We start from the raw sequence: 19748 nt of genomic DNA on the forward strand, positions 1-19748 counted from the left end.
GATGAACCGAACACACGACGAGGGCCGAACCGACGGCCCCGACGACCAACGCGACTCCCGGCCCGACCCGGAGACCGACGCGGCACCGGCCGACCCGCCGGTTCGAACCGACGGCGGCGAGTCGCCCGCGGACGACGACCGCGAGGCCGGGAGTACCGACGAAGAACTATCCGAAGAAGAGGCACAGGAGATGCTGGAGGGCATCGACCGGAAGCGGACGCTCTCGGGGTGGGCGGCGATTCTCACGTCGCTCGTCGCAATCTCGTTTTCCGTCTTCCAGTCGTGGCTGGCCGCCCGCGGCTTCGAGTTCGCCGCGACGCTGCCGCTCGTCGGCGAGGTGTCGCTGGGGGCGCTCCAACTCCTGCAGGTGAACTCGATTCACGTCGCCTTCGCGCTCGTGTTGGCGTTCGTCCTCTTCCCGCCGACGACCGGCCACGGCAGGTTCGCCACGGCGCTCGGCCGCGTGGTCCCGAGCCTCGCGTCGAGCCTCGGCGAGGACCACCCGCTCACCCGCGGTGCGGCGGGCCTCCGCCGGTTCGTCCGGTGGCTCGCGGTCGACCCCGAACGCGAGCGCGTGACGCCGCTCGACGTGTTCTGCATCGTACTCGCCGTCGCCACGGCGGCCTACATGGTGTTCGAGTGGTCCGAGATACAGCAACTTCGCGTGTTCGGACTCGAAGCCGGTCGGACGGTCGCCGAGTACCTCGGCGCACCGTTCGTCTCGCTGTCCGAGACGCTCGGCCCGCTGGGCTTCCTCGCCGACGCGGTCGTCGCGGTCATCGGCGTGCTCCCCTTCGCGGACGTGTCCTACCCGTTCTTCCTCGGCGCGGTCGGCGTCCTCCTCGTCCTGGAGGCGACCCGCCGCTCGCTCGGGTTCTACCTGATGGTCATCGTCGCCTCGTTCATCGTCTACGCGAAGTTCGGCTACCTCATCTCGCCGTCGATGCCGCTGGTCGGCGTGCTGTCCATCCCCGAGGGGTCGTGGGCGAACATCGTCCAGAACCTCTGGTACAACACCGAAAACGGCGTCTTCGGCATCCCGGTCACCGTCTCCGTGCAGTTCATCTACATCTTCATCCTGTTCGGGGCGTTCCTGGAGATGTCGGGGGCCGGCCAGTGGTTCATCGACCTCGCGTACGCCGCGACCGGGACCCGAAAGGGCGGCCCGGCGAAGGCGTCTATCCTCGCGTCCGGCTTCATGGGAACCATCTCCGGCTCCTCCATCGCTAACACGGTGACGACCGGCGCGTTCACCATCCCGCTGATGAAGCGCTCCGGCTACCGCTCGGAGTTCGCCGGGGCCGTCGAGGCCTCCGCCTCCTCCGGCGGGCAGATTCTCCCGCCGGTGATGGGCGCGGCGGCGTTCCTCATGATTGAGTTCATCGGCGTCCCCTTCTCCGACATCATCATCGCGGCGGCCATCCCCGCCGTGGTGTTCTTCTTCGGCGTGTGGGTGATGGTCCACCTCGAAGCGACCCGGGCGGGCATCGGCGGCCTCGACCGCTCCGAGGTCGTCGACCTCGGCAAGCACCTCTCCCGCGGGTGGTTCTACCTCATCCCGCTCGTGTTGCTCATGTACTACCTGCTCGTCGAGCGCCTGACGGTCGCGCGCTCGGCGTGGTTCACGCTCATCGCCATCATGGCGCTTCTGTCCGTCGTCGCGGCGTACAGCAAGCGGACCCGCGTCCCCCTCTTGGGCGCTATCGCGGCGGCGTTCGTCGCGCAACTCGGCTCGTACGTCGCCACCGGCGTCGGCATCGTCGACGCGGTCACCGGCGGGAGCGGCGAACCGCTGGGCGCGACTGCCGCGCTGTTCGCCGCGGCCGGCGACCTCGGCATCATCGCCATCTTCATCAGCCTCGTCGTGATGCTCGTCCGGCCGGCGCTCGACTCGCCGCTGTTGGAGTTCGACGACGCGGTCGACGAAGCGGCCGACAACGTCGCCAACGCCGTCTCGCGGCCGTCGCTGTCCGACCTGAACGTCTTCCGCTACGTGACGTTCATCGGGAAGTCGATGGACTCCGGCGCGCGCACCTCGACCGAGGTCGTCGTCGCCGTCGCCGCCGCGGGCATCATCCCCGGCGTCGTCAGCGCGACCGGCCTCGGCCCGAACCTGACCGCGCTCATCAAGGCGGTCGCCGGCGGCTCTATCGTCCTCCTGCTGCTTTTCACCGCCATCGCCTCCATCATCCTCGGGATGGGGATGCCGACGACGGTGACGTACATCATCCTCGTCTCGCTGCTCGGGCCGGCTATCGCGCAGTCGTCCGACATTCCACTGCTCGCGGCCCACCTGTTCATCCTCTACTTCGGGGTGATAGCGGACATCACACCGCCGGTGGCGGTCGCGGCGTACGCCGCCTCCGGCATCGCCCGGTCCAACCCGTTCCGGACCGGGACGAAGGCGTTCTCGCTGTCGCTCAACAAGGCCATCGTGCCCTTCGCGTTCGCCCTCACGCCGGGCATCCTGCTCCTCCGCGGACGGGGCGAGGCCGCGGCGGTCATCACGTTCGCCGACGTGGCCGACGTGGGCTACTTCGTCCCCGAGGTGGTCATCCCGGTGGCGGGCGTCTTCGTCGGCGTCGTCGGGCTGGGCGCGACCGTCATCGGCTACCTCTACAGCCGCGTGTCGCAGACCGAACGCGCCCTGTTCGCCCTCTCGGCGTTCCTCCTCATGGCACCGATGCTGCTTCTGAACGCCGTGTACGACCTCGGCGGCTTCCTCGGCCTCGTCGGCGAGGTCCCCAACACGGTCCCCGTCGACCTCGCTATGCGCGCGGCCGGCGGGGCGCTGTTCGGCGCGCTGGCCGTGAAGAACCGCCGCGAGGCGGGCGACAAGGCCGCGCCGACCCCCGCGGAACAGGTAGAGCCGACTGACTGAGCGGGGACGACCGAGTCGGCTCGGGGCGACTCGGTCCCCGCCGAACGAGACGCGATCGACTCAGAACCGCGTGACACCGAAGCGGTCGAGCGCCGGGTCGGCCGCCTCGTCGCGGACGGCGTCCGCGACCAGTTTTCCGCTGTACGGTCCCAACTGGAGACCCGTCGGGCCGTGACCCGTACAGAGCGAGACGCCGGCCACGCCGGGGACCGGCCCGAGGACCGGACGCCCGTCGGGAGTCAGGGGCCGGAGGCCGACCCGCGCGGTCCGAAGCGAGGCGTCCGCGAGGCCGGGCGCGACGCGGAGGACCTCCTCGAACACCTCGTTCAACCCGGCGACGGTCGTCCGCGGGACGTAGCCCGAGCCGGTCTCTCTCGTCGCGCCGGCGGCGACCCGGCCGTCGTCCCACGGCACCATGTAGTGGCCGCGGAAGGGGCTCACGATGGGCCAGCCGTCCGTGTCGGCCTCGACGTCGAGGTGGACGATTTGGCCGCGCTGTGGTTCGACCGGGACGTCGACGCCGAGTTGCGACCCGAACGCCGCGGACCACGCGCCGCCCGCGACGACGACGTGGTCGGCGTCGATTCGCCCGCCGGATTCGAGTTCGACGCTCTCGACGCGGTCGCCGGCGACGACGAGGCGCTCGACGCTAGCCGCCTCCTCGACGAGGCCGTGCGTCCGCGCGGCCCGGCGAAGCGCGCCCTCGAACTCCCGGCCGTCCACGCGGGCGGCGTCCTCGGAGAAGAACGCGCGTTCCACGTCGGCGAGCGGCGGGAACCGCGCGTTCGCCGCCGCGGGGTCGAGTTCGCGGACCGTCCCCGGCTCCGGCACTCCGAATCGCTCCTGTCGGTCGCGGACGCGTTCGAGCGTCTCCTCGAAGGCCGCCACCTCCGCGTCGTCGACGGCGACACCGAGGACGCCGCGCTCGGCGTACCCGTGCGGCCCGTCTTGGTCGCGTTCGAGCGCGGCGACGAGTTCGTCGTAGTAGGCGACGGCTTCGACGGCGTACTCGACCCACATCTCGTCGTCTCGGCTGGTCGTCCCCGGCGAGAGGATGCCCGCGCCCGCGTCTGTCGCGCGGCCCTCGTCGGCCCGGTCGACGAGGAGCGTCTCGACGCCCTCGCGGGCGAGGTGGTAGGCGACGGACGAGCCGACGATGCCGCCGCCGACCACGACCGCCTCGTATCGGTCTGTCATAGCGGTGCCACGGTGAGACCGGGCCTTAGTCTACCGCTCCCGGAAGTCGAGGCCGGCAGGCCGACTGGCCGGCGACGAGAGAGAAGAGCGAAACGAGAGAGACCAGAAGGCGGGGGGACGGTTCGACGAGCGAACCGGCGGGCGAGCGAAAACGCGGCCGCGTTACTCGATGTCCGCGCGGCCGCTGGTCGCGCTTCGGATGCGGTCGCGGAGGTCCGGGCCGTCCTCGACGGGGACGCGGACCGCGAAGGAGACGTCGGCCTCGTAGGCGGCCTCGAACTCGACGCCCGCGCTCTCTAAGAGCCCGCGGACGCTCCCCGAGTCGTCGTACTCGACGGTCGCGGTGAACCGCTCGTGAGGGATCTCCTCGACGACGCCCGCGGCGTCGAGCGCCTCCTTCACGGCCCGGGAGTACGCGCGAGCGAGGCCGCCGACGCCGAGGTTGGTGCCGCCGTAGTAGCGCGTCACGACGGCGGCGACGTTGCGCACGTCTTGCTGAACGAGAACGTTGAGCGCCGGTTTGCCCGACGAGCCGCTCGGCTCGCCGTCGTCGCTCTGGTACTCGCGGAGCATGACGCTCCCCCCGCCGGGCACCGACGACGAGGCCGACCCCGCGGGCACCCGGTAGGCGGGGACGTTGTGGGTGGCGTCGGGGTGGCGCTCCTCGATTTCGGCGACGAACGCCTCCGCCTCCTCGACCGTCTCCGCGGGGGAGACGTAGCCGATGAACTCCGAGCCGTTGACCTCGAAGCGGGCGTCGGCCCGGCCGGCGACGGTTCGATAGGCGTCGGTCATGCCACCGAGTTGGCGGCGCGGCGTGGAAAAGCGTTCGCACCGTGTCGTCGGCGAACCGACGCGGGCGTCGGGGAGGGAGGGCGACGGGGGCGCGGACCGAACGCGACGCGCTACTGACCGCAGGCGTCCGCGTACGACGTACACCCGTTTTGGATGCAGACGCCGCAGAGGTGGCGCGTCTCGGAAATCGGCTCACCACAGCACATGCAACTGCGCATGGAACCCATGCGAAAACCTACCGCGGGAGGTCACAAGAATCTTATTGCAGCGTTGACAGAATATTCGCGGAGCCGACGGACCGGCTCAGGCGATGGTGATTCGGCGGACGAACTCAAGGTTCGACAGGTCGTTGAGCAGGTCGCCGGGAATCGGCTCGTCGGTGATGATGTAGAGCTTCGGGTCGTCGGTGAACTCGGGGTCCTCGCTTATCGTCTGTCGAATCGAGATACCCGCGTCGGCGAGTTTGGAGGTGACGGTGGCGACGATGCCGGGTTCGTCGGCGTCGGCGACCTCGACCGTGAGCACGGAGAGGTCGAGCACCGGCGCGAGGTCCATCAGGCTCGGAATCGACGAGATGTTCTGGAAGATTCGCCGAAGCTCCTCGTCGTCGAGGATGGCGTCTGTCGTCGAGTCGACGACCCGCCGGTCGACGTCGGCCTCGCGGGCGATGCCGGTGTTCGGTATCTCGATGCCGCCCGAGACGACCCGTCCCTGGTCGTTGACGGAGAAGCCCCGTTCCAAGAGGAGCCGAATGACAGCCTGCTGGCTCGGGCTGCCCTCGAACTTCTCCATAATCTCGTCGAACATTCGTTGGTCGGGGGATTTGCGGGCGGGTACATTAAGTGGTCCGTCACCGGCGGCCGCGGGGCGACGGTGCCGCGGGGCCGACACCGCGGACGGGCGACCGACACCACCGGCGGGCGACCGACGCCGCGGGCAGGCCACCGGGGTCGCGGCCGGGGAGTGGGTTTAACCGTCGGCGCGGAGACCCGTCGTGCATGCGCGAACTACGCACCTGCGACTTCTGTGGGACCGACGCCGTCGGCGTGTTCGAGGTACTGCCGCCGGCGTTGACGCCGGCCGACGACCAGCGCCGCGTCGTCCTCTGCGAGCACTGCGAGGAGACGCTCGGCGAGGTCATCGCGCCGCTTCTCTCCCGACTCGGCGTCGACGCCGACGTGGACGTGGCCGACGACGCGCGGGCCGAGACGGGCGCGTCCGCGGCACCGGAACGGACCGCGAGCGAGTCGGTCGGCGAGGCCGCCTCGGTCGACGTGAACGCGGTCGACCCCGCGCCGACGCCGCCGGAACCGGCGAACCACGACTCGCCGGACGAGACCGGCGACTCCGACGAAGCGGAACAGACCGACGAAGCGGAACAGACCGACGAAGCGGAACAGACCGACGAAGCAGAACAGACCGACGAAGCAGAACAGACCGGCGACGAACCCGAGTCGGCCGCCGCCGAGGAGCCACAGACGAGCGCCGAGTCGTCCGGCCGGGACGGGGAGCCGCCGAAGTTCCGGAAGGTCATCCGCATCCTCCAGAACCGGGAGTTCCCCGTCGAGCGGGCGGAGGTCGAGGCGCTGGCGTCCGGCGCGTACGACCTCGACGACGACGAGGTCGCCGACATCTTCGACTACGCTATCGAACGCGGCCTGCTCGTCGACGACGCGGGGACGCTCCGGCGGCCCTGAGCGGTCGAACGCGCGGGCTCAGGGGAGAAAAAGCGGTGACTAGAGCTTCCCTTTCGTGCTCGGCGTGTCGGAGCGCCGCGGGTCCACGCGAGTCGCGTCGTCGAGCGACCGCGCCAGCGCCTTGAACAGCGCCTCGACCTCGTGGTGGGCGTTGTCGCCCTCGACGCCCGCGTGGAGCGTGAGGCCGGCGTTCATCGCGAGCGACATGGCGAAGTGCTCGGCCATGTGGCTGGTGAACTCGCCGATAGAGGGCTGGGAGAACTCGCCCGAGAACTCGAAGAAGGGGCGCCCCGACACGTCCACGACGACGGAGGCGACGGCCTCGTCGAGCGGGACCTTGCGGTCGGCGTAGCGGACGATGCCGCGCTTGTCGCCGAGCGCCTCGGTGAACGCCTCGCCGAGGACGATAGCCACGTCCTCGACGGTGTGGTGGTCGTCGATGTGGAGGTCGCCGTCACATTGGACGGTCAGGTCGAACAGGCCGTGTTTGGCGAAGGCCTCCAGCATGTGGTCGAAGAATCCGATACCGGTGTCGACGACCGCGTCGCCGTCGCCGTCGATGGCCAGCGTCACGTCGATGGTCGTCTCGGCCGTCTCGCGGGAGACGGCCGCGCGTCGGTCGGCGTCGCTCATGTCGCGTTCGAGGCGGGCCGCGCATATAGGGATTCTCGTCGCCGAGCGGGTGATTCACGCCACCGACGCGTCAGACGCGCGTCTGACGGACGTTCATGGTTTCGGACGCGTACGGTGGGGTATGCAGCGAAAGGGAGCGCTGGTGGTGGGGTACACCATCTGCGTCGGGGGACTTCTGCTCACCGCGCGGTCCGGGGTCGCCGTCGCGTTCGGCGTCGCGCTGGTGACGCTCGCGGTCGGCGCGGCGGTGCTCGGCGGGGGCGTCTGAAATGGCAGGGGGCGGCCCGACACGGCGGGAATCGAGTCGTTCGGAGGCGACCGGTTGATGCGGCGCGGAGCGACCGGCAGCCCGAAACGGGACGTCGTGACGGTCAGCATGCTCGTCCTCGCCGGGCCGTTCCTCGCGACCTCGCGCCCCGAGACCGTGATAATCGGCGCGCTGTTCGTCGCCGTCGGCGTGTACGGAACCGTCGAGAGCCTCGTCGCGGCGGTCGGCGCGTATCTCGACGCGTAGCGCCGCGCGGCGCTTCGGCGCTGGGCGCGTGGGACGTGAGCGACGCGGCTACGCCTCCATCGCCTCTTCGAGCGTGAACCGGCCCTCGTAGAGCGCGGTGCCGACGACGGTCGCCGCCGCGCCCGCCTCGCGGAGCGCGCGGACGTCGTCGAGCGAGGCGACGCCGCCGGAGGCGACGACCGGGATGTCGACCGCGTCGACGACCGCCGAGGTCGTTTCGAGGTGGACGCCTTCGAGTCGCCCCTCCACGTCAACGTCGGTAAAGAGGATGGCCGCCGCGCCGAGGTCCTCGTACCGGGCGGCCGCCTCGGCGGGGTCGAGACCGGTGCCTTCGGTCCACCCGGAGACGACGACCTCCCCGTCTTTCGCGTCGAGGCTGACCATCACGCCGTCGGGGTAGTCGTCGGCGAGTTCGGCGACGATGTCGGGGTTCTCGACGGCCGCGGTGCCGAGGATGACGCGGTCGACGCCGCGGTCCAGGAGGTCGCGGGCGTCGTCGGCGGTGCGGATGCCCCCGCCGAGTTGGAGCGGCACGTCGACCGCGTCGAGGACGGCGTCGACCGCCGGGGCGTTCTTCCGCTCGCCCTCGAACGCGCCGTCGAGGTCGACGAGGTGGAGCGTCTCCGCGCCGGCGTCGACCCAGCGGCGGGCGGCCTCGACCGGGTCGCCGTAGGTCTTCTCGGTGCCGCGTTCGCCCTGCACGAGCTGGACGACCTCGCCGTCTTGCATGTCGACCGCGGGGACGACTTCGAACTCCGGGAACATACGCCACCGTGCGCGAGCGACGTGCGTAAACGCACCGGATACGGCGACTCGGGGTTGGTGCGGATACGGCGACTCGGAGTCGATGCGAATACGGCGACCGGGAGTCGGTGACCGAGACGCGGCGGGGAACGTCTCAGCGGAGCCACCAGTTCGGAACGGCTTTGTCGCGCCGGGGTTCACACACACTCAATGAAACTCTTCGGTTCCAGCGGCACCCGCGGCGTGGTAGGTGAGAGCCTCACCCCGGAGTTCGTCCTCCGCGTCGCCAAGGCCGCCGGCACGGTCTGGAACGCGGACCGGGTCGCCATCGCACGGGACACCCGGACGACGGGTGAGATGTTCGTCAACGCCGCCGAGTCCGGGCTGGCGAGCGTCGGCGTCGACGTGGACGACCTCGGCGTCGTCCCCACTCCCGCCGCGGTCCGCTACTGCGAGACCGAGGCCGTTCCGGGCGTCGTCATCACGGCCTCGCACAACCCGCCGGAGTTCAACGGCGTCAAACTCGTCGGCGACGACGGCGTCGAACTCGCCGTCGAGGAGTTAGAGCGCATCGAAGACCACATCCTCGCCGAGGAGTTCGACGTGGCCGAGTGGGACGGCGTCGGACGCGTCCGGTCGGTCGGGACCGCGAACGACGGCTACCGCGAAGACCTCCTCGCCAACGTCGACCGCGAGAAAATCGCCGCCGCGAACCTCACCGTCGCGCTCGACCCCGGCCACGGGGCCGGGTCGCTCGTCACGCCCGACTTCCTCCGCGAACTCGGCTGCGAGGTCCGCACCGTCAACGCCCAACCCGACGGCCATTTCCCCGGCCGCCAGTCCGAACCGGTCCCCGAGAACCTCCGCGACCTCGAACGCCTCGTCCGCGCGACCGACGCCGACGTGGGAATCGCCCACGACGGCGACGCCGACCGGGCCGTCTTCGTGAACGAGCGCGGCGAGTGCATCTCCGGCGAGGCGTCGCTTGCCGCCCTCGCGGCCGCCGCCCTCGAACCGGGCGACGCGACCGTCTCCGCCGTGAACGTCTCCCAGCGGCTCGTCGACGTCTGCGAGGAGGTCGGTGCCGACCTCGAACTCACGCCCATCGGCGCGACGAACCTCATCACCCGCGTCCGCGAACTCTGGCGCGAGGGCCGGAACGTCCCCGTCGCGGGCGAGGGCAACGGAGGGGTGTTCTACCCCAACTACCGCCTCGTCCGCGACGGCGCGTACATCGCGGCGAAGTTCCTCGAACTCGTCGCCGAGCGCCCGCCGAGCGAACTCGTCGCCCCGTATCAGGACTACTACAACGTCCGCATCAACCTCGAATACGACGAGGAGTCCGAGTTGACCGCGATGCTCAACGCCGCCGCCGACTACGCCGAATCCGCCGACGCGACCCCGAACACGACCGACGGCTACCGCCTCGACTACGGCGACGCGTGGGTGCTCGTCCGACCCTCGGGGACCGAGCCGAAGGTCCGCGTCTACGCCGAAGGTCGCTCCGAGGAGCGCGCGAGCGAACTCGCCGAGGACGCCGCCGACGCGCTCCGACACGCGGTTGCGACGCTATAACTCGACCGCAAAACCGACCGAAAAGAACCTCTTTTCACCCGCCGCTCACAGGCTAATCGCCGCGAACAGGAGCGCCAGCGCGCCGAACACCAGAAGCATGAAGCCGCGTTCGAGGTCGTCGCCGTCGAGTTCGTCGTCCGGCGGGTCCTCGCGGGTCGGGTCGAGGACGAACTCCGGGTCGTCGGAGCGGGCGACCCGGCGGGCGGCCGCGGCGCTCTTGAGCAGTCGGCCGCCGAGGGCGAAACAGCTCAGCCCCACGACGATGGCGACCACCGAAATCGGACTGACGTTCACCATCGCCTCGGGACCGCGGTCATCGGTCGGTCGCCACGGGGGTCGCCGTGGTCACGCCGGTCGCGCCCGTCATCGGTCGGCTCGCATCGGTCACTCGTCGTCGTAGACCGCGTCGGGGTCGAAGACGCGCTCGCCGACGTGCTCGCCCTCGACGGTGCGGTAGAAACACGACCGGTGACCGGTGTGGCACGCGCCGCCGGTCTGGTCGACGAGGTACAGCAGGGTGTCGGCGTCGCAGTCGACGCGGACCTCCCGAATCTCCTGTGTGTGGCCGCTCGAAGCACCCTTCTCCCAGAGTTCGTCTCGGCTCCGCGAGTAGTAGTGCGCCCGGCCCGTCTCGACGGTTCGGTCGAGCGCCTCGGGCGAGACGTACGCCAGCATGAGCACCTCTCCGGAGTCGGCGTCCTGCGCCACGGCGGGGACGAGGCCGTCCTCGCCGAAGTCGACATCGACGGTCATGGTTCGGGCCACGCGGTGGCGGGGGTTATCTCTTGTGCGTCGCCGCGCGGGAGGCGCGCCCGACCCGGCTCTCCGCGAGTTCTCAGACGATGCCGAGCGCGCCGAGGACGCCGAAGAGGACGTCGCCGTAGACGAACGCGACGACGAGGCCGACGAACATGGGTACGAGAAACGGGATGCCCGGCGAAATCCACACCGACTCGCGGGTCGTCACGAGTTCTAGTCCGCCGCGGAGTTTCTCGGGCGACGTGCCGTAGGCGGTGCCCTCGATGCTGTCGAGGAACCGGGCCGCGCCCCACGGGTCGTCGGACGACGCGTCCGCGTCCCCGACGCCGGGGGCGTCTCCGTCGCCGGCGTCCGCGGCCGCGTCGTCGCCGTCGAAATCGGCCGACGTGCCGCCGTCGGTCGCCGCGCGGTGGACCGCGCCGTCCGTCGGGTCGAACGTCTCGTCGATGCTGTCGGGGTCGCGGAGCGTGTCCGGGTTCGAACGCAGGTCCGAGAGCGTCAGGCCGCGCCAGCGGAGGTACATCCGGAGCGCGTCGAGGTCGAGGCCGTTCCGCGTGACGCCCTCGGGCGACTCGAACAGGCGGCCGTGGGCCGTCGAGAGCGACGCCACGGAGACGCGGCGGCCGACGAACGAGATGGGGAACTCGAACTCGCCGTCGGCGAGGTTCCGGGCGGCGAGGAAAAGCGGGTAGGCGAGGCCGACGATGACCGTGTTCGTGAGAACCGTCATCGAGAAGACGCCGAGGCGGGTGGCGGCGAGCGGGAACTCCGTCCCGGCGAGGGTGTAGCTGGGGAACGTCGGGAGCAGGACGGCGAACACCATGAGCGCCTTCGCGTCCGCGCCGCCGAAGCCGCCGAGCCGCCAGAACAGGTACGAAAGCGGGACGACGAGACAGACGCTCACGCCGACGCGAATCAGATAGAGCCGGTCGAAGACGGTCTCGGGCGGGAGGTGGCCGACCAGTTCCCACGCGAGCAGGACGAGACCCAGCGCGGCCAGCGGATACCAGACGACGTTGGGGACGCGCCGCGTGCGAACGTCGCGTACCGCGGTCCACGCGAGAATGGGGAGCACCGCCAACCGCAGGAGGTCGGGGAGCGTGCCGATACCGAACATACCCGCAGACTGGGGGCAGGGGAGTTAGGTGTTCGGGACGGGTATCAATCCTGAAACCGACCCCGCCGACGGGTCAGAACGCCGCGAGTTCCACGAAGCCGACGAGTCGAACCGAAATCGAGAACAGCGCCAGCGCGGCCGCGGGGACCCACACCGACTCCGCGCGGGCGTAGCCGAAGGCGGCGACGCCGAACGCGAGCGCTCGTAGGAGGTGCTCGACGCCGCCGGGGAACTCGGCGAAGACGGTCCCGAAGGCGACGAGACCGAGCAGTCCGAAGGCGAACAGGGGGGCGAGCGCCGGCCGCGAGACGGGGCGGAGCGACCGCTCGACCGCGCTTCGGTACGTCACGCCGGCGGCGACGCAGCCGCAGACGGTAGCGACGAGGAGAAGGGAGACGGTGGCGACACGCCACGGTTTCGGGAAGACGACCAGCGTGAAGGCGGCGTCGCGGAGCACCGAGCGAAAGAACGTCACGAGCGCGGCCGTCGCGGCGACCGCGCGAGCGGGCGAGAGGCCGACCCGCGACGAGCCGAGGTCGAACACGACCGCGACGAGGAGCCCGAACCCGAGGCCCGCGAGCGCCGCGTCTTCGGCGGCCCGAACCGCCGCCGTTGCGACCGACGCCTCGGGGTGGTACGTCCACCCGACGAGCGCGGCGTACGAGGCGTCGAAGCCGACCGCGAGGAGGGCGCTCGTGGCAACGACGGCGAGTCCCGGCGCGAGGGCCGTCGCCAGCGCGTCGGCGAGTCGGGACCGCTCGGGCGGGCCGAACGGGAGCGAGACGCCGCGATAGCTCGCGTATGCGAGCGTCGGAATCGCGAGTCCGGAGACGTTCGGCGACGAGAGCGCGCCGACTATCGGGACGCCGCGGAGCCTGAGCGCGACCCAGTAGCTGACCGCGCTCGCCACCGCGAGACAGGCGAGAAACAGTCCGAGCCGTCCGACTTCGGTCGCTTCGGACGGAAGCGAGCGGTCAGAACGGAGTTCCCGGGCGACGGTCGTGAGACTCGACACGAGCGAAGCGACTGCGTCGCGGGACAAATCGCTGTCGGCCTCGCAGTTCACGGGGCGGACAAACGGCGCACCCGCGGGTCACGGGTCGGCGCGTCGAAAGAAATGTGCGGGTGAGCGCCTCAGATGACGCGGTTCTGCAGGTAGTCGAGGTGCTTCGCGTTGTAGACGATCTTGACCTCGTCCTCGATGGGCGAACCGATGCAGGTGAGACGGACGTTCTTGTCGTTGACCTCCTCGTCGGAGAGGATCTGCTGCATGTCCATCTCGATTTCGCCCTCTTTCAGGATGGCCGCACAGTTCGCGCAGGCACCTGCGCGGCAGCTGAAGGGCCAGTCGTAGCCCTGGGCCTCGGCGGCTTCAAGGATGTACTCGCCCTGGTTGACTTCCATCTCACCGTAGTCTTCGGCGTCGAGACCGGCGTCGGCCGCCTCTTCGAAGAGGTTGTCGTCGTCGAGGTCCCAGCCGTTGTCGTCGAGAACTTCGTAGTTGAGGTAGGTTACCGTGGGCATCGACAGAGGATTCGAAGGCCACCCCATTAGACTTTGCTGTTCCGTGCGCCGAATTCGATCCGCACCGGGGCGATGGCCGCCCGTTTGTTTCATTGTTGACCGTGATGGTTTCGGAACGGCCGGCGGGTCGGGCGAGCGCTTCAGATAATGTCAGCCGAGAACAACGCGTACGACGCGATGGCCGAAAGCGAGGGCGTGAGCATCCAGAAGAAGATGACGCGCCCGGTCGTGCCGGGGTCGAACAGGTCCTGCGCGGAGAGTTCGTCCGGCGCTTCCTCGCCCATCTTCGGTACCTCGTCCTCTCGCTCAGCGGCGAGCGCGTTGACCGACACCTTCGGGGCCTCGCCGCCGCTCAGGGCCTCGCCGATGGTGACGGTGCGGGTCGCCCGACCCCAGCCGAGACCGACGATGCACATCGTCGCGCTCACGGCGAGGCTGGCGGGGATGCCGATGGCCGACAGGAAGGAGATGAGCGACGCGCTCACCGTCTCGACGATGAGCGCCGCGAGGATGGGCAGTTGCGTGAGGTCGTTGCCGACCGTGTCGAGCGTCCGGCGGGCGATGGTGAACGCGCCGAGGCCGATAGCGCCGCCGGCGACGAGGATGCCGGTGTTCATTTCGAGCGCGCCGTTGCCGACGAGCGGAGCGACCGCGTTGGCGACGTTCGACGCGCCCGCGGAGAACGCCATGTAACAGGCGACGACGACGACGAGGACGGTGCTCCCGAACTCGCGGTAGGTCGTGTTCGGCCCGAGTCGCGGGCGCGGGACGCCGCCGTCGCGGTCGAGTTCGACCAGCGCGCCGGGGCTCCGGTCGAGTTTGAGCCACGCGTCGAGGTAGGGGTAGACGTACCGCCCGATGACCGCGCAGACCCAGAAGGCGATGACGGGCGCGACGATCCACCACGAGATGATTTCGAGCATCACGCCGGCGTCGAGCGACCCGTGGGCGAGGCCGAGGCCAGCGATGGCCCCGACGGCCGTCATCGACGTGGAGGCGGGGACGCCGAAGGTGTTGGAGACCAACAGCGCGAAGCCGACGAAAAAGAGGACGGCGACGCTCGCCGCGAGGGTAAACTCGCTTTGCGGGACGATTTCGCCGCCCATCTTGGCGACGACTTCCCGGCCGAGGGTCCACCCGCCGAGGAGCGCGAACCCGGTCATCAGGGCCGCGGCGGCGAGCTTTCCGAGCACGTCGCTCCCGACCGCGGGGCCGAAGGCGACCCCCGTGGACGAGCCGCCGATGTTGAACCCGACGAACACTGCCACCAGGAGACCGACGAAGAGGAGTGCTTCTACCACGCAGTCACCTACTGGCGCAGGCACAAAAGGGACGGCGGTCGGTCGCCGACTCGTCCGCCGAGGCCGACCCGACGCGGCGACCGAGAGCGGTTCGTCCGAGGCGAGCCGACTCGGTTCAGTTCGACGCGGCGCGAATCGCCTGGTCGAGGTCGTCGATGATGTCGTCGACGTCCTCGATGCCGACCGACAGGCGGACCATGTCGGGCGTGACGCCCGCGGCGGCCTGCTCGTCTTCGGTGAGTTGCTGGTGCGTCGTGGACGACGGGTGGATGACGAGCGTCTTCGCGTCGCCGACGTTGGCGAGGAGCGACGCGAGTTCGACGTTGTTGACGGTGCCCTTGGCGGCCTCGTAGCCGTCGGTGAGGCCGAAGGTAATCATGCCGCCGTAGCCGCCGTCGAGGTACTTCGCCGCTTCCTCGTGGGTCTCGTGGGATTCGAGGCCGGGGTAGTTCACCCACGACACCTTCTCGTGGTCGTCGAGGAACTCCGCGACGGCCTGCGCGTTCTCGCAGTGCGCGCGCATCCGAAGCGGGAGCGATTCGAGCTTTTCGAGCGTCTGCCACGCGTCGAACGGCGACTGGGCGTTTCCGAGGTCGCGCAGGCCGCGGGCGATGGCGGCGTAGGTGAAGCCGGCGGGGCCGAACGTCTCGTCGAAGTTGACGCCGTGGTACGCCGGGTTCGGCTTGGCGATTTCGGGGTAGTCGTCGGCGTACTCGTCCCACGGGAAGGTCCCGCCGTCGACGAGGATGCCGCCGATGGTCGTGCCGGCCCCGTGAATCCATTTCGTCGTGGACTGCCAGACGAGGTCCGCTCCGTGTTCGATGGGGTTGCAGAGGTACGGCGTGGCGAACGTGTTGTCCACGAACAGCGGCGTTCCGTGGTCGTGGGCGATCTCGGCGATGGCCTCGATGTCGGGCGTCACGAGCGCCGGGTTGCCGATGGTTTCGAGGTGGACGAAGGCGGTGTCGTCGTCGATGGCCTCGTCGTAGGCGTCCACGTCGAGGGTGTCGACGAACCGGGTCGTGACGCCGCGGCGCTCGACGGTGTGGGTGAGGTAGGTGTAGGTCCCGCCGTACAGCGACGACGCGGAGACGATGTTGTCGCCGGCCGAGGCGAGCAGGAAGGTGGCGAGGTCGAACGCGGCCATCCCGGACGACGTGGCGACCGCGCCCACGCCGCCTTCGAGCGAGGCGAGGCGCTCCTGCAGCATCCCGACGGTCGGGTTCATCAGCCGCGAGTAGATGTGGCCCGGCTTTTCGAGGGCGAACTGCGCGGCGGCGTCGGCGGCGTCCTCGAAGACGTACGAGGTGGTCTGGTACAGCGGCGGGGCGCGCGCGCCCGTCGCCGAGTCGGGGCTCTGTCCGGCGTGGAGGCTCCGCGTGTGGAAGCCCGGGTTGTCGTCGCTCATACCTCGACCGTCGAAGCGGACGGGCGTAAATCGCGGTGGCGGTCGCAATTCCCGCCGGGTTCTGCGACGCGGTAGCGACCCACATGTGAAAACCCCGAAAACCAAGGGAAGCGCGCGACTCGCCCGCGTCTCAGCGCGAGAACAGCGAGGAGTGAACGGGCGCGAAGTCCTCGTCGTCGTCGGATTCCCCGCCGTCGGGGGCGGTGTCGGTCACCGCGCGACCCGCGACGCCCTCGTCGACGAAATCGCCGAGCGGCGGCCCGACCTTCTCGGGTTCGACGAGGAAGGCGTCGTGGCCGTGGTCGGATTCGACGACGTGGTGGGCGACCGGCACGTCGACGCGGCGGAACGCGCCCGCCAGCGACTCCGACTGCTCGGTCGTGAAGTGCCAGTCGCCGGTGAAAGAGACGAGGAGCGACTCGCCCTCGAAGGCGGCGAGGGCGGCCGCGTCGGACTCGTAGCCCTCCGAGAGGTCGAAGTCGTCCATGGCGCGCGTGAGGTACAGATACGCGTTGGCGTCGAACCGCTCGGCGAACTTCTCGGCCTGGTAGTCGAGGTAGGACTCGACCTCGCGGTACGGGAAAAACGAGGCCGCGGGGTCCGAGGGGAAGGCGTCGCCGCGGTCGCCGCGGCCCGCCGAGCGCCGGCCGAACTTGCGCTCCATCGAGTCCTTCGAGAGGTACATCAGATGGCCGAGTTGGCGGGCGAGGCCGAGGCCCGCGTCGGGCGAGGGGCGGTCCTCCCCGTAGTAGTCGCCGCCGTTCCAGTTCGGGTCCGAGGTGATGGCGCGGCGGGCGACGGCGTCGATGCCGAGACACTGCGAGTCGAGGCGGGCCGCCGAGGCGACGACCGCGAGGCGTTCCACGTCGTCGGGGAACTGCACGGCCCAGTCGAGGGCGTTCATGCCGCCGACGGAGCCGCCGACGACGGCGTGTAAGCGACCGACTCCGAGGTGGTCGAGCAGGCGGCGCTGGGCGCGGGTCCAGTCGTGGACGGTGACCGGCGGGAAGTCCGTGCCCCACGGCTCGCCGTCGGGGCCCTCGCTCGCCGGGCCGCTCGTGCCGTAACACGACCCCGGGACGTTCACGCAGATGACGTAGTAGTCGTTCGTGTCGAGCGCCTTGCCCGGCCCGACGATGTCGCCCCACCACGCGCGGGCCTGCCCGGAGACGCCCGACTCGGTTCCGTGGCCGGCGACGTGCTGGCTCCCGGTGAGGCCGTGGCAGACCAGAACCGCGTTCTGCCCGTCGAACTCGCCGTAGGCCTCGTAGGCGACTTTCAGGTCGGGCAGTATCTCGCCCGACTCGAACTCGTGTTCGCCGACGTCGACGACGTCCGATTCGACCCGGCGACCGGGCGTGGTTCGCGTGCGGCTCATGTATCCTCCGAGTCCCCGTCGGCCTGCCGACGAAGGGCGCGTTCGATTGCCTGGTCGAGGTCGGCGACGATGTCGTCGGCGTCCTCGATGCCGACCGACAGGCGGAGCATGTCCGGCGCGACGCCCGCGGCGCGCTGTTCATCCATCGAGAGTTGGGCGTGCGTGGTCGACGCGGGATGGATGAGAAGCGTCTTCGCGTCGCCGATGTTGGCGAGGAAGCTCACGAGGTCCACCGACTCGCAGACGGTCTTTGCGGCCCCGTAGGCCGCCTCGTCGTCCTCGCCGTCGAGGCCGAACGTGACCATGCCGGCGTAGCCGCCCTGTAGGTACTCCGAGGCGAGGTCGTGGGTCTCGTGGTCCTCGAAGCCGGGGTAGGTGACCCACGCGACGCCGTCGCGGTCGCGGAGGAACTCGGCGACCCGGCGGGCGTTCTCGCAGTGGGCGCGCATCCGGAGCGCGAGCGTCTCGACGCCCTGCAAGGTCTGCCACGCGTCGAACGGCGACTGGCAACTGCCGGTGCTCCTGACGGCGCGCTGGCGGACGGCCTCGGCGAAGGCGCGCTCGCCGAACCGCTCGACGAAGTCGACGCCGAAGGCGGGGTTCTCGCCCGAAAGCTCGTCGTAGTCGGCCGCGTCCCACGGGAAGGTGCCGCCGTCGACGACGACGCCGCCGACGGTCGTGCCGGAGCCGTGGAGCCACTTGGTCGTGGACTCCCAGACGATGTCCGCGCCGTGTTCGATGGGCCGACAGAGCGCGGGCGTGGCGAACGTGTTGTCCACGACGAGCGGGACGCGGTGCTCGTGGGCGACCTCGGCGATGGCCTCGAAGTCCGGCGTCTTCAGCGAGGGGTTCGCCACCGTCTCGACGTGGACGAAGGCGGTGTCCTCGTCGATGGCCGCCTCGTAGGCGTCGACGTCGAGGGTGTCGACGGTCCGGGATTCGATGCCGCGCCTGACCGCGGTCTTCGAGAAGTACGAGGCCGTGCCGCCGTACATGTCCTCCGAGAGGACGACGTTATCGCCGACGGACGCGAGGACGGTCGTGAGCGCGTCGAGCGCGCCCATGCCCGAGGCGGTGGCGACCGCGTCGACGCCCGCTTCGAGGGCGGCGAGGCGGCGTTCGAGGATGCGGGTCGTCGGGTTGGAGATGCGGGAGTAGACGTCGCCGTCGGCTTCGAGGGCGTACAGGTCCGCGGCGTGGTCCGCGTCGTCGAAGACGTACGACGTGGTCTGATAGAGCGGCGGGGCGCGGGCCCCTGTCGCCGGGTCCGGGTCCTGTCCGGCGTGGAGGCCGAGCGTGCGGAAGCCTCGATTCATGTATCAGGTGCATAATCTTCGACAGAGGAATAACCGTCAGTTACGGCAAGCGTTGCCCGTGGTTAGCGGCGGAGAGCGGCGGGGACCGACGACCGACGGGGACCGACGACCGACGGGGACCGCGTCGGAGAGTAACTTGCATACCTCGGCGGCGCGAGAGGGGAACTAACGCATGAAGTGTCTCCGGGCCCACTTCGACGCCGAGGAAAACCCGTTCGGGAGCCCGTACGACGTGTTCGCGGTCGACGGCCGCCACCCGTGCGGGGAGCTTCGCGACCTGCGGCTCCGGCCCGACGGAACCGTGGTCGAACTCTGCGTCCTCGAAGACGTGCCGCCGGACATCGAGGCGCGACTGGCCGACCACCCCGATATCGTCGACTTCGACGCCGACGAGACGGCCGACGGCGGCGTCGTCTGCCACGTCCATCTCGTCCCCGACGACGCCGTGCGGCGACTGCTCGAACTCGTCGACGAACACGACCTGCTTTTGGACATGCCGATTCGGCTCACCCGCGAGGGCGTCGTCGTCAACGTCCTCGGGAGCCACGCGCAACTCACGGGCGCGGTCACGTCGCTCCCCGACTCGCTCACAGACGCGTTCTGCGTGGACGGCCTCTCGGACTACGAGCCGGTCCGCGGCGGCGTCCGCGCGGACCTCACCGCCCGCCAGCGCGAAGTGCTCGACGCCGCCGTCGAGCGCGGCTACTACGACATCCCGCGCCGGGTGTCGGTCGAAGAACTCGCCGCCGAACTCGACTGCTCGCAGAGCACCGTCTCGGAACACCTCCGAAAGGTTGAGTCGCGCGTGATGAACCGCCTCGGGTGACCCCGCCGTCGTCGCGTCGCCGACTTGGTGGGCCACTATATAAAGGGCCGGCGGGCATCGGCAGCAGCGCCATCCCGCCTCCG

The 19748-nt window shown here is 70.0% G+C and carries 20 protein-coding genes; 6 read left to right on the top strand and 14 right to left on the bottom strand.

Annotation, left to right across the window (positions count from 1 at the left end; genetic code table 11):
• Position 1 precedes the first annotated feature (1 nt).
• Positions 2-2881, top strand: a complete 2880-nt coding sequence (locus tag NDI65_RS19430; protein ID WP_089777088.1) for a TRAP transporter fused permease subunit — start codon at positions 2-4, stop codon at positions 2879-2881.
• 60 nt (positions 2882-2941) lie between these two features.
• On the opposite strand, the gene NDI65_RS19435 is transcribed toward NDI65_RS19430, so the two are convergent.
• From NDI65_RS19435 to NDI65_RS19445, 3 genes are all read right to left on the bottom strand, one after another.
• On the bottom strand, positions 2942-4078 hold the full coding sequence (locus tag NDI65_RS19435; RefSeq protein ID WP_089777089.1) for an FAD-dependent oxidoreductase: 1137 nt from the start codon (positions 4076-4078) through the stop codon (positions 2942-2944).
• 162 nt (positions 4079-4240) lie between these two features.
• Positions 4241-4873 (bottom strand): YigZ family protein, encoded by a 633-nt coding sequence (locus NDI65_RS19440; protein ID WP_089777090.1) that lies wholly within the window; start codon positions 4871-4873, stop codon positions 4241-4243.
• A gap of 303 nt (positions 4874-5176) precedes the next feature.
• Complete coding sequence (locus NDI65_RS19445; protein WP_089777091.1) at positions 5177-5680, bottom strand: ACT domain-containing protein; 504 nt, start codon at positions 5678-5680, stop codon at positions 5177-5179.
• A gap of 191 nt (positions 5681-5871) precedes the next feature.
• Here NDI65_RS19445 and NDI65_RS19450 point away from each other — a divergent pair, with 191 nt between their 5' ends.
• Positions 5872-6570 (top strand): hypothetical protein, encoded by a 699-nt coding sequence (locus tag NDI65_RS19450; protein ID WP_089777092.1) that lies wholly within the window; start codon positions 5872-5874, stop codon positions 6568-6570.
• A gap of 39 nt (positions 6571-6609) precedes the next feature.
• Here NDI65_RS19450 and hisB read toward each other — a convergent pair whose 3' ends face one another.
• Positions 6610-7203, bottom strand: a complete 594-nt coding sequence (gene hisB, locus NDI65_RS19455) for an imidazoleglycerol-phosphate dehydratase HisB (RefSeq protein ID WP_089777093.1) — start codon at positions 7201-7203, stop codon at positions 6610-6612.
• 121 nt (positions 7204-7324) lie between these two features.
• Here hisB and NDI65_RS19460 point away from each other — a divergent pair, with 121 nt between their 5' ends.
• Together NDI65_RS19460 and NDI65_RS19465 are read left to right on the top strand one after the other, a co-directional pair.
• On the top strand, positions 7325-7471 hold the full coding sequence (locus NDI65_RS19460) for a hypothetical protein (protein WP_167344093.1): 147 nt from the start codon (positions 7325-7327) through the stop codon (positions 7469-7471).
• A 57-nt stretch (positions 7472-7528) separates the two neighbouring features.
• On the top strand, positions 7529-7717 hold the full coding sequence (locus tag NDI65_RS19465; protein WP_089777095.1) for a hypothetical protein: 189 nt from the start codon (positions 7529-7531) through the stop codon (positions 7715-7717).
• A 48-nt stretch (positions 7718-7765) separates the two neighbouring features.
• Here the strand turns inward: NDI65_RS19465 and hisA are convergent, their stop codons facing one another.
• A complete protein-coding gene (hisA, locus tag NDI65_RS19470) occupies positions 7766-8482 on the bottom strand; it encodes a 1-(5-phosphoribosyl)-5-[(5-phosphoribosylamino)methylideneamino]imidazole-4-carboxamide isomerase (protein ID WP_310894123.1) in 717 nt (238 codons plus the stop codon).
• Positions 8483-8671: 189 nt separating this feature from the next.
• Between hisA and glmM the strand changes: the two genes are divergently transcribed.
• Positions 8672-10036, top strand: a complete 1365-nt coding sequence (gene glmM / locus NDI65_RS19475; RefSeq protein WP_089777096.1) for a phosphoglucosamine mutase — start codon at positions 8672-8674, stop codon at positions 10034-10036.
• 45 nt (positions 10037-10081) lie between these two features.
• On the opposite strand, the gene NDI65_RS19480 is transcribed toward glmM, so the two are convergent.
• The 9 genes from NDI65_RS19480 to NDI65_RS19520 all read right to left on the bottom strand — a co-directional run bounded on the left by NDI65_RS19480 (position 10082) and on the right by NDI65_RS19520 (position 18839).
• Positions 10082-10333 carry a hypothetical protein gene (locus tag NDI65_RS19480; RefSeq protein ID WP_089777097.1) on the bottom strand — a complete coding sequence of 84 codons (252 nt, stop codon included), beginning with the start codon at positions 10331-10333 and terminating at the stop codon, positions 10082-10084.
• An 87-nt stretch (positions 10334-10420) separates the two neighbouring features.
• Complete coding sequence (gene hisI, locus NDI65_RS19485; protein ID WP_264371783.1) at positions 10421-10801, bottom strand: phosphoribosyl-AMP cyclohydrolase; 381 nt, start codon at positions 10799-10801, stop codon at positions 10421-10423.
• A gap of 70 nt (positions 10802-10871) precedes the next feature.
• On the bottom strand, positions 10872-11912 hold the full coding sequence (locus NDI65_RS19490) for an A24 family peptidase (protein WP_089777099.1): 1041 nt from the start codon (positions 11910-11912) through the stop codon (positions 10872-10874).
• 73 nt (positions 11913-11985) lie between these two features.
• A complete protein-coding gene (locus NDI65_RS19495) occupies positions 11986-12927 on the bottom strand; it encodes a hypothetical protein (RefSeq protein WP_089777100.1) in 942 nt (313 codons plus the stop codon).
• A 119-nt stretch (positions 12928-13046) separates the two neighbouring features.
• Positions 13047-13436, bottom strand: coding sequence for a ferredoxin Fer (fer, locus tag NDI65_RS19500; protein ID WP_089777101.1), 390 nt, complete (start codon positions 13434-13436; stop codon positions 13047-13049).
• 140 nt (positions 13437-13576) lie between these two features.
• Entirely contained in the window at positions 13577-14698 is a 1122-nt protein-coding gene (locus NDI65_RS19505; RefSeq protein ID WP_193310925.1) for an inorganic phosphate transporter, read from the bottom strand.
• Between the two features lie 154 nt (positions 14699-14852).
• On the bottom strand, positions 14853-16145 hold the full coding sequence (locus NDI65_RS19510; protein WP_310894124.1) for an O-acetylhomoserine aminocarboxypropyltransferase/cysteine synthase family protein: 1293 nt from the start codon (positions 16143-16145) through the stop codon (positions 14853-14855).
• Positions 16146-16275: 130 nt separating this feature from the next.
• Entirely contained in the window at positions 16276-17523 is a 1248-nt protein-coding gene (gene metX / locus NDI65_RS19515) for a homoserine O-acetyltransferase (protein WP_310894125.1), read from the bottom strand.
• Complete coding sequence (locus NDI65_RS19520) at positions 17520-18839, bottom strand: O-acetylhomoserine aminocarboxypropyltransferase/cysteine synthase family protein (protein WP_089777105.1); 1320 nt, start codon at positions 18837-18839, stop codon at positions 17520-17522. Before NDI65_RS19520 ends, metX begins: the two co-directional genes overlap by 4 nt.
• Positions 18840-19011: 172 nt before the next feature.
• On the opposite strand from NDI65_RS19520, the gene NDI65_RS19525 reads away from it, so the two are divergent.
• Positions 19012-19665, top strand: a complete 654-nt coding sequence (locus tag NDI65_RS19525) for a helix-turn-helix domain-containing protein (protein WP_089777106.1) — start codon at positions 19012-19014, stop codon at positions 19663-19665.
• Positions 19666-19748: the final 83 nt, after the last annotated feature.

The organism is Haloferax sp. S2CR25 (assembly GCF_031624535.1).
Lineage (GTDB): Archaea > Halobacteriota > Halobacteria > Halobacteriales > Haloferacaceae > Haloferax > Haloferax massiliensis.